This window comes from Pseudoalteromonas sp. SR43-5, from assembly GCF_014163835.1.
GTDB classification, from domain to species: domain Bacteria; phylum Pseudomonadota; class Gammaproteobacteria; order Enterobacterales; family Alteromonadaceae; genus Pseudoalteromonas; species Pseudoalteromonas distincta.
The window spans coordinates 1-14,492 of sequence record NZ_JACJEA010000034.1; the positions used below are offsets into that span (position 1 = coordinate 1).

General features: G+C 38.4%; 11 protein-coding genes and 1 pseudogene. 5 read left to right on the forward strand and 7 right to left on the reverse strand.

Features of this window, described 5'->3' with window-relative positions:
* Positions 1-76: 76 nt before the first annotated feature.
* Both fusA and H5090_RS17025 read right to left on the reverse strand, forming a co-directional pair.
* Complete coding sequence (gene fusA, locus H5090_RS17020; protein ID WP_004334977.1) at positions 77-2,161, reverse strand: elongation factor G; 2,085 nt, start codon at positions 2,159-2,161, stop codon at positions 77-79.
* A 206-nt stretch (positions 2,162-2,367) separates the two neighbouring features.
* Positions 2,368-2,571: pseudogene (locus tag H5090_RS17025) on the reverse strand (DUF977 family protein); the annotation flags it as partial.
* Positions 2,572-2,810: 239 nt separating this feature from the next.
* Between H5090_RS17025 and H5090_RS17030 the strand changes: the two are divergent.
* Entirely contained in the window at positions 2,811-5,789 is a 2,979-nt protein-coding gene (locus H5090_RS17030; protein WP_182696285.1) for a DUF3857 domain-containing transglutaminase family protein, read from the forward strand.
* 272 nt (positions 5,790-6,061) lie between these two features.
* Here the strand turns inward: H5090_RS17030 and H5090_RS21095 are convergent, their stop codons facing one another.
* Both H5090_RS21095 and ylqF read right to left on the reverse strand, forming a co-directional pair.
* Complete coding sequence (locus tag H5090_RS21095; protein ID WP_404936134.1) at positions 6,062-6,250, reverse strand: sporulation protein Cse60; 189 nt, start codon at positions 6,248-6,250, stop codon at positions 6,062-6,064.
* 172 nt (positions 6,251-6,422) lie between these two features.
* The gene (gene ylqF, locus H5090_RS17035) at positions 6,423-7,367 is read right to left on the reverse strand and encodes a ribosome biogenesis GTPase YlqF (protein WP_004334981.1); all 945 of its coding nucleotides are present in this window, start codon (positions 7,365-7,367) and stop codon (positions 6,423-6,425) included.
* 91 nt (positions 7,368-7,458) lie between these two features.
* On the opposite strand from ylqF, the gene H5090_RS17040 reads away from it, so the two are divergent.
* On the forward strand, positions 7,459-7,995 hold the full coding sequence (locus tag H5090_RS17040) for a YaeQ family protein (protein ID WP_165744885.1): 537 nt from the start codon (positions 7,459-7,461) through the stop codon (positions 7,993-7,995).
* A 183-nt stretch (positions 7,996-8,178) separates the two neighbouring features.
* On the forward strand, positions 8,179-8,784 hold the full coding sequence (locus H5090_RS17045; protein ID WP_182696286.1) for an alpha/beta fold hydrolase: 606 nt from the start codon (positions 8,179-8,181) through the stop codon (positions 8,782-8,784).
* Here H5090_RS17045 and H5090_RS17050 read toward each other — a convergent pair.
* The gene (locus H5090_RS17050) at positions 8,781-8,990 is read right to left on the reverse strand and encodes a hypothetical protein (RefSeq protein ID WP_024597139.1); all 210 of its coding nucleotides are present in this window, start codon (positions 8,988-8,990) and stop codon (positions 8,781-8,783) included. The two genes, H5090_RS17045 and H5090_RS17050, sit on opposite strands and share 4 nt — an antisense overlap.
* A gap of 334 nt (positions 8,991-9,324) precedes the next feature.
* Here H5090_RS17050 and H5090_RS17055 point away from each other — a divergent pair, with 334 nt between their 5' ends.
* Complete coding sequence (locus H5090_RS17055; RefSeq protein ID WP_004334993.1) at positions 9,325-9,798, forward strand: Dps family protein; 474 nt, start codon at positions 9,325-9,327, stop codon at positions 9,796-9,798.
* Between the two features lie 282 nt (positions 9,799-10,080).
* Here H5090_RS17055 and H5090_RS17060 read toward each other — a convergent pair whose 3' ends face one another.
* Positions 10,081-13,023 carry a TonB-dependent receptor domain-containing protein gene (locus tag H5090_RS17060; protein WP_182696287.1) on the reverse strand — a complete coding sequence of 981 codons (2,943 nt, stop codon included), beginning with the start codon at positions 13,021-13,023 and terminating at the stop codon, positions 10,081-10,083.
* Between the two features lie 238 nt (positions 13,024-13,261).
* Between H5090_RS17060 and H5090_RS17065 the strand changes: the two genes are divergently transcribed.
* Positions 13,262-14,014 (forward strand): LytTR family DNA-binding domain-containing protein, encoded by a 753-nt coding sequence (locus H5090_RS17065; RefSeq protein ID WP_182696288.1) that lies wholly within the window; start codon positions 13,262-13,264, stop codon positions 14,012-14,014.
* A 22-nt stretch (positions 14,015-14,036) separates the two neighbouring features.
* Here the strand turns inward: H5090_RS17065 and H5090_RS17070 are convergent, their stop codons facing one another.
* Complete coding sequence (locus H5090_RS17070) at positions 14,037-14,435, reverse strand: hypothetical protein (protein ID WP_182696289.1); 399 nt, start codon at positions 14,433-14,435, stop codon at positions 14,037-14,039.
* Between the last annotated feature and the right edge of the window lie 57 nt (positions 14,436-14,492).

Sequence of the window (14,492 nt, forward strand, 5' to 3'; positions counted from 1 at the left end):
ATAAAAAATAAAACCAAATTATAGGTAATAAAAAACCCGCAACATGTGCGGGTTTTTTAAAGAGTTAAAGAGCTAATTACTTAGCAGCTTTTTTCTCTTTTTCTGCAGCGATTACTGTGTCAGCTACGTTTTGTGGACATGGTGCGTAGTGTGAGAACTCCATAGAGAACTGACCACGACCAGATGTCATTGTACGTAGTGAACCAATGTAACCGAACATTTCTGATAACGGAACGTCAGCTTTGATGCGAACGCCAGTTAAACCAGCTTCTTGGTCGCTTAGCATACCACGACGACGGTTAAGGTCACCGATTACATCACCAACGTGATCTTCTGGAGTGAACACGTCAACTTTCATGATTGGCTCAAGAAGTTGTGCGCCCGCTTTAGGGATCGATTGGCGGAAAGCACCTTTAGCAGCGATTTCGAACGCGATTGCTGATGAATCCACGGCATGGAAACCACCGTCAAAAAGTTCAACTTCAACGTCTAATACTGGGAAGCCAGCTAGAACACCTTCGCCCATCATTGACTTAAAGCCTTTCTCAACTGCAGGCCAGAATTCTTTAGGTACGTTACCACCAACAACTGATGATTTAAACGTGAAGCCTGAAGCAACTTCGCCTGGCTTGATGCGGTAGTCGATTTTACCGAACTGACCAGAACCACCAGATTGTTTCTTATGCGTGTAGCTATCTTCGATTTCACGAGTGATAGTTTCACGGTAAGCAACCTGTGGTTGACCAACGATAAGGTCTACACCGTAAGTACGCTTAAGGATATCAACTTTGATATCTAAGTGAAGCTCACCCATACCTTTAAGGATAGTTTCGCCTGAATCTTCATCAGTCTCAACTTGGAAAGATGGATCTTCTGCAACCATTTTACCGATAGCAACACCCATTTTCTCATTACCGCCTTTATCTTTAGGCTGTACAGCAATCGAGATTACTGGAGTTGGGAATACCATTGGCTCAAGTGTTACTGGGTGCTTAGGATCACATAGAGTGTGACCAGTTTGCACATTTTTCATGCCTACGATAGCAATGATGTCACCAGCTTGTGCGCTAGTTAATTCGTTACGGTCATCTGCTTGCATCTCAACCATACGGCCAACACGCTCAGTTTTACCAGTAAACGCATTAAGGATAGTGTCACCCTTATTAAGCTTACCTGAGTAGATACGTACGAAAGTTAATGCACCAAAACGGTCATCCATTATCTTAAATGCTAGCGCCTTGAAAGGTTCGTCAGCAGATACGATTGCGAATTCGCCATTTTCGTTACCTTCTTCATCCATAAGAGGTTGAGGATCAACTTCTGTTGGAGCAGGTAAGTAGTCAACAACAGCATCAAGGATTAGTTGCATGCCTTTGTTTTTGAAAGCAGAACCACAGAACGTAGGGAAGAAAGCAAGGTCACGAGTACCTTTACGGATACAACGCTTGATATCTTCGATAGAAGGTACTTCACCTTCCATGTACGCTTCCATAAGGTCATCGTCTTGCTCTACAGCAGTTTCGATAAGCATTTCATGGTATTCATCAGTTTTTTCTACCATGTCTGCAGGAACGTCAGTGATTTCGTAGTTTTCTGGAAGACCAGTGTCATCCCATACGTACGCTTTTTTAGTTAAAACATCTACAACACCAACAAACTCATCTTCGATACCGATTGGTAAAGTCATGATTAGTGGAGTTGCGCCAAGTACTTTACGTACTTGCTCAGTTACACGGTAAAAATCAGCACCCATACGGTCTAATTTATTTACAAAGATAATACGTGCAACTTCTGATTCGTTAGCATAGCGCCAGTTAGTTTCTGATTGTGGTTCAACACCACCAGAACCACAGAATACACCAACACCGCCATCTAATACTTTAAGTGAACGGTATACTTCAACTGTGAAGTCAACGTGTCCAGGAGTATCGATAACGTTAAAACGGTGATCTTTCCAGAAACAGCTTACAGCCGCAGACTGGATAGTAATACCGCGCTCAGCTTCTTGTTCCATGAAGTCAGTAGTAGATTCACCATCATGAACCTCACCTGTTTTATGGATTTGACCAGTAAGCTTTAGAATACGCTCAGTAGTCGTGGTTTTACCCGCATCAACGTGCGCGAAAATACCAATGTTTCTGTACTTCGATAAATCTGCCATTAATTTTACTCTTAATAAAGTCGATAAATTATTCGGCAGGAGTATAACATCACTTAATGCGAACATCACCATACAAGCCGCTTAAAATGCAATCAATTCAACATATTTTTTTTATCGTCAGAATCTATTAAATATCAAACATAACAAAAAAAACGCAAGACATTGAAATTAATAGCGTTTAATACTTAAGTTTCAGATACACCAAGTTACTTCGCTATTTTATAGCAACGTTCAGAACGGCCAATACTGCCATAACTTTGATCCGCTGTTAACTTACCTGATTCAAGCAAATACTCTAAGTAACGGCGTGCTGTAGAGCGACTCACACCGACCAAATCGCCCATTTGCTGAGCAGTAAATGCAGTGGTTGCGTGCTCTACAAAAGCATCATGTATTTTGCAAAGTAAAATGTGTGCCGAGCAATAAGACAAACAGCAAAGCCATTTTTAGAGATAATTAAATACCTTTATGCTTTCATTGTATTTATAACCCATGCCTATAAATAATAAGCTAAATTGAGCTGAACTTATTCATTATCATAATTATAAATATGTCGATGGATTCTATTAACATCTCATTGTCAAAAAAGCCTAAACTTGGTACATTATTCCTTCAATAGTATTTATAAAAACAACTATAAGACCCCACAATGAAATGGAACTTCCTTCGACTCAGTGCTTGGCTAATTGCACTTACCTTATTAATTTTCTCTCATAATATTTTTGCGCAGCAATATAAAATAGATAAACCAGCTAATTGGGTTAATACACATATAATTGAGCAACCCAAGCATTCCGACATAACCAAAGTGCGTGACGGTACACTGTATTTGTTACTCGATAACCAAACTTATGTTCCAAATAAACAAAAGCAACAACGCTATACCCGCCTAGTTATGAAAGCTTTAAATCAAAGTGGTGTTGATTATATAAGCCAGCTTAATCTTGATTTTGATCCAAGTTACGAGTCGCTAACATTAAACAGCTTAACAATTATTAGAAATAGCGAGCGCATTGATAAGCTTGGTAGCGCGAGAATGACGGTTATACAAAGTGAATCTGAATTAGCAGATCGTATTTATAACGGTAGCCTGTCACTCAATATTATTATTGATGATATGCGCAGTGGCGACATACTTGACTACAGCTACACAGTGACAGGTAGCAACCCTATATATGCTAATAAATTTAGTACAAGACGCACGCTGAACTGGTCGGTACCCGTAGTGCAACAAAATATGCGTGTACTTTGGGGTAAACAAACACCTCTACATATAAATACAATAAACGGCGCAGCCGATATTCAAGAAACGCTTAATAAATATGGCAAAGATTATTCTATAACTCTTTTTGAAGAACCTTTACTGGAGCAGAATTCTCAAACCCCAACGTGGTATGACCCATATACACAAGTTTACTTTTCTGAGTTTGACGATTGGGGTCAGGTAGTTAACTGGGCATATCCACTTTATCAATCAGCCATAGAAACCCCAAATAGCATTTTGGATGTAGCTGAAAACATAAAAGCAACACACACAAAAACATCAGATAAAATTGCCGCAGCACTGCGCTTTAGCCAAGACGAAGTTCGATATTTAGGGCTTGAAATGGGCACTAACTCGCATCAACCAACGTCAGCTTCAGAAACGCTTTCGCTACGATACGGCGATTGTAAAGATAAAACGGTACTGCTTATTTCGTTATTAAAAGCGATGGGTATAGAGGCTTTCCCTGCGCTAGTTGATACAGAGGAAACCAAGCGTTTAAAAGAACTTCCACCTTCAGCAAGTGTATTTAATCACGTAATTGTTACGCTAAAGCAAAACGGAGAGCGCTACTGGCTCGACCCTACGGTTAGCTACCAACGAGGTACTCTCGAATATTTAGCACAGCCTGATTATGGCTATGCCCTAGTTATTGATAAAGGTGAAAGCGCTTTAACTTCAATGGCGCAAAAGCCTGTACATACAAATGTATCTGTAGAGGATAACTTTTTTATTGCTGAAAAAGTATCTGAGCCATCACGTTTTGAAACCCAGTATACTTATGCTGAATTTGAAGCAATTAACCGAAGAAACAATATAGCCAGCAGTGGTCTAAATAGCGTTGCTAAATCTTACTTTGAGTATTACCAAGGTTTTTTAAATGGCTTATCAATCAATGAAGCAATGGCAATTAGTGAGCAAGAAAAAACGGGTAATCTAATAACCAAAGAATCGTATTTAATTAGTGAATTTTGGGAAAAAACAGACGAAGGCTACGAAGCTAGTTTTTATGCGAGTGAAATACAAAATAGCGTTTACGAACCAAAGCAGGTAAATCGTACCGACCCACTTTACTTTGACTACCCCAATATAATTAACACCACAATAAAACTACATTTTGCAGAAAAAGGTTGGGGATTTGATAGCGATCAAGAAGAAATTGACAACGACTACTTCAATCTAAAAACAACTACTGAATTTAATGATAATGTTTTAACACTGAGCTATAACTATTACGCAAAACAAGATCATATTAAAGCGGATCAAATAGATGATTATTTAGCACAGCGTAAAAAGTTAATATCAGCAACCCATTACCCTATTCTAAAATATGCAAAGGCGAGCGAAACGCCTCAAACAACAGCTGATGTGCTAGATAGCTTTGGTTATAGCTGGCTTAAATATGTGTTGGCTGGCTATATTTTAGTGCTCATATTCTTCTTCGCCGATTGGCGATTAGAGTCAGCAAAAAAAGTTAAATTTGAAGATAGTCCATTTTATGCTGTATCTGTAAGTAAGTTTATTATTTACAGTATTTTAAGTTTAGGCATATTTGTTAACTACTGGAGTTATCGTAACTTTAAGGCCATTAAAGAGCGCGATAACTCAAGTATTATGCCTATTGCTCGAGGTATATTTGCATTTTTATGGTATTACCCTTTGTATCTCGCACTTGCACAGCACAGCCAACAACAGTTAAACAAAAATATAGTAATGCCTAACTGGACTGCCTTAACACTCTGGCTAATGGTACTTGCCAGCGCCTTTGCTTATCGTATGGACGAATACGCAACCATAGTGATTTGTATAATGCCATTTTTATGGTTGCCCCTAGTTAGTTACATTGAGCAAACCGATATAAGTAAAGAAGCCCTACATTACAACTCATACTGGCGAATTAGACAGTATTTAATCTCGCTTGCGTTTGCACCTCTATTATTTTTAGGCGTACTTCAAGAAGTAAATATTTTACCCAATGCTGCAATTATAAAAGGCGATAGTTTATGGCCTTACCAAGTACACTTTTTAAAACGTAATCGCCTAACACCTGAAAACGAAGAAATACTTTATTTTTATAGCGATGCAGTATTTGATTACCGAGAAGACGGTAACGGAATAACCGAGAACTATGTTTTTAGTTACTACAAAAACGATGACGGTAAGCTTGAATCAGATCTTAGTCACTTTAAAGATATAGAAAAAATAGAAGCCTCGTACGGTAAAACCAAGCTTGATAACACAAGTATAAAAGTAATAAAAACTGACGGTAGTGACTTCTTACTCATTGTAGGGCGTCTAAACAAGCAGGATAAAGTACTAGTGGAGCAGATTAATTTACGTATAACAGCAAATAAAGTGCGTTAGTGGCTTAAAATATCCAATTAGTACGAATATTTTTAGCCACTAATTAAAGGCTGTTAATCTTTGAGGGCTAAGATTTTACAAGAGACTATTTGATTTGATATCAAAGCAGTCGCTGTCTTGGAAGGCGATAACATCATTCCTAGCTTGAATTTATTTTAACTTTGAAAGATCAATGCTTTTATACTAAAAATCCATATCAAATTATTTAATAAGTATCAAAAACCTATTCTTAATTGTTTAACCAAGATAAGCATTTTTATGAAATGGCAGTGCTAACTAGCCGATTTATATATGAATAAAAAACAAGCTCCACAATAATAAGAATTATTTGCATTTAGGTGTTGACAGACTGTTAGATCTAACTGATAATCAATATCAACAAGACGGATTGCATACCACTTGTTAAGGAATGAATTGATTTGTTTCTCGACCCTGAAACAACGTGTGGCGCACGTAAACAGCTATGGTTACTTGTTATGAACCGCAACGCCCCTTGATGTTGATGATGAGTAACCGCCCTACTATTTTACTTGCTACATTGCTCATATCGGTGACGGTAGATATGAAACTAAAAAAGCCCTTACGGGCTTTTTTTATGTCTGTAATTTAGTTGGTTAAATTAAACTAAATCAATTAACGACGGTTTTTACGTGCGCGTGCTCGGCGTTGTTTTTTCTCTTCTTCTTTAGCTGCCTTTTTAGCTTCTGCTGCAGCGCGTAAACCAGCAACCATTACTTCTTCTTCCTCACGCATTTGCGGAGTTTCCATAGTAATACGGCCAATGATACCGTCGCGTAATTCGTTGATTAGTATTTCAGACATTTTGTATGTGTCTATTTGGTTACCACCACGAATACAGCCACGTTTTTTCCCCGCCATTTCAACAAATTCCCAATCACTTTGTGGTAATTCATCTATTTTATAACGCGCTTTTAATAACTCTGGGTATGCACGCAATAGGTACTCAGCTGTGTAACTTGCTACTTCTTCATACTCAAGTGCTGTATCACGAATGGCACCGGTAGCGCCTAAGCGATAACCTGAGTTTTCGTTTTCTACTTTTGGCCACAACATACCTGGCGTATCGTAAAGCATAATACCGTCTTCAAGCTTAATGCGTTGTTGCGCTTTAGTAACAGCAGGCTCATTACCTGTTTTTGCAACTATACGCCCAGCCAATACATTAATTAACGTAGATTTACCCACGTTAGGAATACCCATGATCATGGCTTTAATTTGCTTATCTGCACCCACTTTATGCGGCACTAGCTTTTTACAAAGCTCATTAATACGGTGTACTTCAGCTGCTTTATCATGCCCAAAAGAAATCGCTTTAACACCGTTTTCTTGCTCAAAATAATCTTTCCAGATTTGAGTCATTTTAGGATCAGCTAAATCAGCTTTGTTCAAAATTTTGATGACCGGCTTACCTTCACGCAAGGTTGCCACCATCGGGTTTTCACTACTGTAGGGAATGCGCGCATCAAGCACTTCAATGATCACATCCATTTGTGGCATTATTTCTTTAATTTCATTGCGGGCTTTATTCATGTGCCCAGGGAACCACTGGATAGCCATTTTTAACTCCTAACGTATAATTAACCGCTATTTTAACTGGCAATTCATTTAATTGCGCTATACTGGCGCAAATTTTTTCAGATTAGTTGTTATGGCTCTTAAATCCACCATTATGAAAGTGCAGTTATCGCTTAGCGATATGGACCGCCACGTTTATCAAGATTTTAATTTAACCTTGGCTCAACACCCATCAGAAACCGACCAAAGGTTGATGATTCGCTTACTCGCTTTTGCGCTAAATAGCTGTGATGGTTTAGAATTTACTAAAGGGTTAAGTGCTGATGATGAGCCTGAACTTTGGCATGTAAGCTATAGTGAAGAAATAGAACTATGGGTTGAACTTGGCTTACCAGATGAGAAACGCCTTAAAAAAGCCTGTAATAAATCTAAAAAAGTGGTGCTGTATACTTATGGTGAAAACAATCAAGCAATTTGGTGGCAAAAACATCAACCTAAATTGTATGAATTTAAAAATCTAAGTATTTTTAGCCTTGATTACGCAGCAACACAAGCACTTGCTGCTTTGGTTGATCGTGGAATTAAGCTCGCCATTACCATTCAAGATGGTGAAGTATGGGTAAATACCGATAAAACCAATATTGAAATAAAACCGCTAAAGTTAATGTAATTACGGTAGTTATACCAATTGCATTAAATTAGTTATGTATTATAGCGACAAATAAATAAGTCGATAACAAGGCGAAAATTATGACATATAGCTGTTTTATATAAATAATTTTTAACGCAGGTAGCGGATTATTTAATACGCTAGGATGATCATGTTTTTAATAAAATTGGTATTAGGGAGCATATGAAAGTTAAACACGTTATTGTTTTACATGGCTTGTATATGTCTGGCTTTGTTATGCGCCCACTTTGTTCACGACTTGAAGAATCGGGTATGACGGTATTAAACATTACCTATAATACGCTCGACCCTCACCGCGATACCATATTTGCACAAATTGATGAGTGTATTTCTAACGAACCTGCAGCGCTTGTATGCCACTCAATGGGAGGGCTGATTGCACGTGCTTACCTAGAGGCAAACTCTCCTGCTAGCCAGAATATTACGAAGGTAATTACACTGGGTACTCCACATAAAGGCAGCCATATAGCGCAAAAAATGAAGCAAAAAGGGTTTGAATCATTTTTAAAAAATAGTGTTGAATTTTTGCTTACTAAAAATGCTAATTGGCCTTTTAAAGCTAAGCTTTATAGTATCGCAGGGGATTTACCTATTGGGCTTATGCCTTTAATAGTCAAAGGTAGCCAGTCAGATGGCACTGTATTACTAGATGAAACCAAACTTAAAGGTATGGCCGAACATAAAGTGTTTCATTTAAGCCATACCAGTATGATTTACTCGCGCCAAGTACTCGATTACATTTTAAAGTGCTTAAACGAGAAAGATTAATCCTCAGCATTGGCTGCTATTTTATAACTAATTAAAAATATCACAGCCAGTATCAGCGGAATGGGCGCCGCAATGTAACCAAAAAAATCTGAGTTCGCAAAGCTTGCTCCTGCTAAGTGCGCGACTAGCCCAAGCACAAATGCGATGACTGCAATTCCTACCACGATTAACTCTGCTTTATTTTGTTTCGCTGTTTTTGCATGCATGTTATCTCTCCTAATTATTTCGACAACATTATTATGCGCCGTTAGGGTGGATGATTTTTGACCTACATCAATAAAAAAATAGCTAAGTTATTACCTTGAATAAAGTTTGTTTTAGATCATGATTTATATACTTCTGGGTTTTATTTATTTTTGAGGGGTAGTATTTTTATTAATCAGTCCCATTTCTATTAATAGTCTAAAGTGAATACAGGTATCAAAAACAGCTAATAGGTTAAAACTATTAACTAGATACATTTAAACGATTTTACTAATTTATCGAAATTAGTAATACTTATCACAAGTTCACAAACAAACGGTTATTCAGGAGCAAGTTATGTCACATGTAAACGCAATTGGTCTAAACAGCGCAAAAAGCGAAGACATCATAAAGTCACTCAATACATTATTGAGTAGCTACCAGATTCAATACATGAATGCGCGTGGTTTTCACTGGAATATTAAAGGCCGTAACTTTTTTGAACTACACGTTAAGTTTGAAGAAATTTATAACTTGCTACTTCTAAAAGTAGATGAAGTTGCAGAACGTATTTTAACGTTAGATGGCGCACCACTACATGCATTTTCTGATTACCTTGAAGTAAGTAAAATTAAAGAAGCTAAAGGTATTAGTGATGGTGTTACAGCCGTAGAAAACCTACTTGCTGGTTACAGTACATTAATTCACATGCAGCGTGATATTTTAAGCCAAGCTGGTGATGCAGACGATGAAGGTACAGCCTCACTAATGAGCGATTACATTTCAGAGCAAGAGAAACTGGTTTGGATGCTAAAGGCTTACTTAGACTAAACCAGCAAAAAAAAGCCCTCAATGAAGAGGGCCACAAATAGGGATAAATCGTTAAATAATCAAGCGATTCGGTTACTATATTAGCCTCCTCCCAATACTAAACAACGCCCCTGTTACCAGTGGCGTTGTTTTGGGTTTAAGTGGGTGTAATGCTCATATATTGGGATAAACAATGTATAAGCATTACTACTACATTATTTTTCCCCATGAAAAAGCCCCAGCAATACTGAGGCTTTGTGAACGTTACGAATTAAGTAACTATATTAGTGTCGTTATTGTTGGTTAGAATTTACTTCTAAAACCTATGTAGAATGATTGACCAATTGGGTCATACGTACCTGCATCTGTTTCAGTACCAGTACTTGAACCGCTCACACCCGATAAAATGCGTGGTGGCTCTTTATCAAATAAGTTACTCGCACCAGCGTAAAGCTCTGTTGAATCGCTGATATGGTAACTTGCTTGAACATCATGATATGTCACTGAACCAATCCCTACTCCACCTGGAGCAATACCAAAACCACTTAAGAATTGATCATCAAAGTCTGCAGCGCCAATGTAAGTTAAGCTCCAGTTAAAATCAAAGTCGTTAAGTTTATAACCAAAGTTCCAGTTAGCTTTATGCTCTGATGCACCAATTTCTCCAGCAAACTCATCTTTATCAGCGCCTGGAAGTGGGATGCTATAACCATCAATTAGGTAAGTATAAGCAAGGCGAGTTCTAAACGCACCTGGGCCAATATCAGTAGAGTACGTTAGTGTTAAATCAACACCTTCTGTACCTAAACCACCACTGTTAGATACACCACTGTCAATAAACTCTAGTGAACCAGCACTATTATTACCTGATGGCGCACTACGACGAGTTACAAAGTCACAAAAGCTTGTATCGCCACCACCATAACATTGGTCAAGAATAAACTGACGAGGTGTTGATACGATTGCATCTGTAATTTCGATATCAAAGTAATCAAGCGTAATGTCTAGGCCTGATATTAGATTTTCTGGTGTAAATACTAAACCTACTGTTACAGAGTCACCAACTTCTTCTTTTAAATCTTGGTTGCCACGGTTAAAACCACTAATACCTTGTAAGTCAGACTGGTTAAGCGTGAACTCGCCATTTGAAGCGATATTAGTTGTAACACCAACATCTGTACGACAAGCATCACCTGCAGCACCACCGCCACTATTAGTAACACCTAAACATGGATCGTTTAAACCACTTGGGAAAGTTTGTGAAGGTGGAGAAAATAGTTCATCGATATTTGGAGCACGTGTTGAACGTGCACGGGTAGCACGTAAACGTAAGCTATCCATTACTTCCCAGTCTATACCCACGTTCCAACTTTCAGTATTGCCTACTGTTGAGTAGTCAGACAAACGAACTGCTGCATTCATTGTTACAGAATCAAGCACGGGGATGTTTGCTTCTACATAATATTCAGTTACATCAAACGAGCCTTCTGTTGCTGGAATTGCATTACCCGCATTAAGGCCAGCTTGCTGTAGAGCATCAAATTCACTACGTGAGAACTCTTCGCGGTATTCAAAACCAGCAGCGATACCTACCGTACCTGCCGGTAAATCAAATAAATCACCTGAAATATTACCACCAATGATTTCTTGCTCAACCGATGTTGAAAGTGAGCTAGGTGCACTTACAAAATCAATAGCACCTTGCGATAGCGAATTGAAACCGTAAATGTCTACCGGCGCACAGTTAAAGCCACGTGCTGTCGCATCGATACAAATAGCCTCATCAGTAATACCATCGCCATCTAAATCTTGGCTATCGATAACAGCCTCTAAACCTTGACGAAAGCTTTGTACGTTAACTAAACCACCAGAAACTTGCTGCTCTTTTGTTTTACCGTATACATAGTAAGTATCGTAGAACCAACCATCTGCTATTTCACCTTGAAAGCCTAGTGCTAAACGGAATGTATCACGCTCAGCTCGTGCTCCACGGTTACCGATATCACTTAAGCGCTTTGCAAAAAAGATATCACGCATACCATCACCGTCGGTGTCGGTTGCTGCGTTATATATATCATCAGGTACAAATGCGTTACGCAATATTTCACCGTTTACATTAAATTCAATTGGTACTTGGCCATTTGCATAGATGTCGTCAGAGGCAAAAGGGAATGGCTCTAATTCAGAAACGGTTGTTGTTGCAGCGTAAGTACCTTCATAAAAAAAGCTATGCTTGTCGCTTAGCTCGTAGCTACCATTTGAGGCAAATAAGTAACGTTCTGTAGGTATCGCTATCGTACGTACGCCACTTCGGTTAAAACCATTTGCAGCTACGCCATCGCCACCGTTAGTACTAAACGAGTTTTGTAGGGTGTTTGCATCATTAAACGTAAATGTTTCATCCCCAGCGCTAAAGCGACCCTGTGGCGGAAATGAAGATAAAAATGGGCTTACAGCATCAAATACAGAACTTGGGTTTGCTACTGGATCATCTTCAAAGAAGATACCTGAAAATTGGTCTACTGCCGAGCGGTCACGGTCACGTGAAAAAACAGCACCTTGATCAGAATACCCAAGATGGAACATCGCGTGCCCTTTCCCATCTGAGCTTGATAAGCCCGAGGTAAAGTTGAATTGACGTGATTCATCATCGCCTTCGCTTGATTCACCATATTGGCCTTCGAATTCAATACCTTCAAAATCATCTTTTAGTACAAAGTTAACTACACCAGCAACAGCGTCAGAACCATAAACAGATGAAGCACCACCTGTCATAATTTCAACACGTTCGATGAATTGACTCGGAATAGTATTTAAATCGACAGCAGAGCTACCTGGTACACCTGATACATAACGACGACCATTCACTAAAACCAATGTGCGGTTAGAGCCTAAATTACGTAAATCAACAGTAGCAACACCCGCACTTGCGGTATTAAAGTTTGAGTTAGTACGGCTAATAGCTGGTGTACCAAATGCAGGGTTCTCTAATAATAAGTCTTGAATATTTAACGACCCTGATGCATCGATAGCAGCACTATCTACAACTTGAATAGGAGCCGATGACATTGCCTCAGCTGAACGAATTCGAGAACCTGTAACTTGTACGCGTTCTATTTTAGTTATTTCGTCATCTTCTGCTGCAACACCTTGAAATGAAAAGCTTGCAAGTATTGCGCTGCTTAGCGCAACTGTTAACGACGATTTTTTAAATAATCGCGCGCTACCTTTGTTAGTTAATGTCATATAATTCCCCTGAATTGTTATTTTTGTAACTAAATGGTTACTTCGCGGATTACAGTAAGGGGATTTATTTAAACACTCTACGGGCATTATTTATGAGGCGTAGTCTTTGGTACGAATAGCTGGTTTTATGGGATGAATTAGTACGTCACAATTATTTTATAAATATATTGTACTTTTCATAACAGTTTTTCCGCTAAGCACGGTCTTTATTATTATATACAGCAAGAGATATAAAATAATGATCGCTTCTTTTCATGCATTAACTTTTGTTAGTAACACTAAGTTTGCAACATTTTTAACAAAGCGCGTGCAAGATCACCGGCACTTTGAATCTCAATCTTTTCTTCAAACAAATAGATTAGATCAAATAGACACTGATCAATACAATGTACTGTTTTACGAACTAACCAACCTAGCTGACCCTATGCAAATAGTGCATTTAACAGAGCTTGCTAAAAAGCTGAAGTTAGTCATTATTGCCCAATCGGGACATTTTGCGAGTTTTGCCTTTGAAGTTGGCGCTGTTGATTTTTTAATATTAGATTCAACTGCATCACGTATTGATAAGTGCTTTGATAAGCTGATTCACCTTTGCCCGATTGCAAGTGCGGCCGAACGCCAATACCAGCAAAGCACACAAGCTGAAAAGCCATCATCACACATTGTGGTTAAAGATGTCGGTAAGGTAAGGCTAATTGATATCAATGATATTATTTGGATAAATGGCGCGGGCAACTATGTAGAGCTGCATTTTACCCAAGGTAATACGCCGGTACTACATCGCGAAACCATGAAAAATATTGAACAACAACTAGAACCAGAAGGGTTTGTTCGCATTCATCGCTCAACGCTGGTAAGAAGACAAGCTATTTGCGAACTGATGCCTACTGACAGTGGCGATTATAGAGTAAGGCTGAAAAACGATATGTGTTTAAACCTTTCACGGCGCTATAAAGGTTGTTTAGAGAGTATTATAAGCCCTCTTCAATAGCGGTTTATAATACTCATGTTAGTTACCAGTTCTGTTTTATATAACTGTCATTTGGGTGCACTAATAAATAGCTGTCGGTATCTTTATAAAAATTAACTTCTACATCGCTATTTTTCCATACTTTTTCAAACATATTTTTAGCTATGATATTAATGTTTATATAATCAACTCGTTGATAGCCTCGTTCTTTTACACCGGCAAAATAGGCCTCTAATGAATCGAGGCCATCCAAAGTTAACAGCTCAAACTCTTTTAAATTAACAACCACAAACTTAATCGTATTTTCAGGGTGAGTGCTCAACTCCTGAACAACTCCATTAGTTAACAGCGTAATGCCTTCATTAATAAAGCTCCCTTTCAATTCTAAATACATCTGAGGGGGCTGTGAACAAATTTGAAATTCACCATGTGCACCAAACATATATCGCCTTACATATATCAACTTCTATATATAGGATAATACAATTTTCCGATTTTG

What these genes read in the sequence shown, in the direction of transcription:
- fusA (WP_004334977.1), bottom strand. Translation starts at nt 2,161, where the DNA reads ATGGCAGATTTATCGAAGTACAGAAACATTGGTATTTTCGCGCACGTT.
- H5090_RS17040 (WP_165744885.1), top strand. Translation starts at nt 7,459, where the DNA reads ATGGCTCTTAAATCCACCATTATGAAAGTGCAGTTATCGCTTAGCGAT.
- H5090_RS17055 (WP_004334993.1), top strand. Translation starts at nt 9,325, where the DNA reads ATGTCACATGTAAACGCAATTGGTCTAAACAGCGCAAAAAGCGAAGAC.
- H5090_RS17050 (WP_024597139.1), bottom strand. Translation starts at nt 8,990, where the DNA reads ATGCATGCAAAAACAGCGAAACAAAATAAAGCAGAGTTAATCGTGGTA.
- H5090_RS17045 (WP_182696286.1), top strand. Translation starts at nt 8,179, where the DNA reads ATGAAAGTTAAACACGTTATTGTTTTACATGGCTTGTATATGTCTGGC.
- H5090_RS17030 (WP_182696285.1), top strand. Translation starts at nt 2,811, where the DNA reads ATGAAATGGAACTTCCTTCGACTCAGTGCTTGGCTAATTGCACTTACC.
- H5090_RS17060 (WP_182696287.1), bottom strand. Translation starts at nt 13,023, where the DNA reads ATGACATTAACTAACAAAGGTAGCGCGCGATTATTTAAAAAATCGTCG.
- H5090_RS17070 (WP_182696289.1), bottom strand. Translation starts at nt 14,435, where the DNA reads ATGTTTGGTGCACATGGTGAATTTCAAATTTGTTCACAGCCCCCTCAG.
- ylqF (WP_004334981.1), bottom strand. Translation starts at nt 7,367, where the DNA reads ATGGCTATCCAGTGGTTCCCTGGGCACATGAATAAAGCCCGCAATGAA.
- H5090_RS17065 (WP_182696288.1), top strand. Translation starts at nt 13,262, where the DNA reads ATGATCGCTTCTTTTCATGCATTAACTTTTGTTAGTAACACTAAGTTT.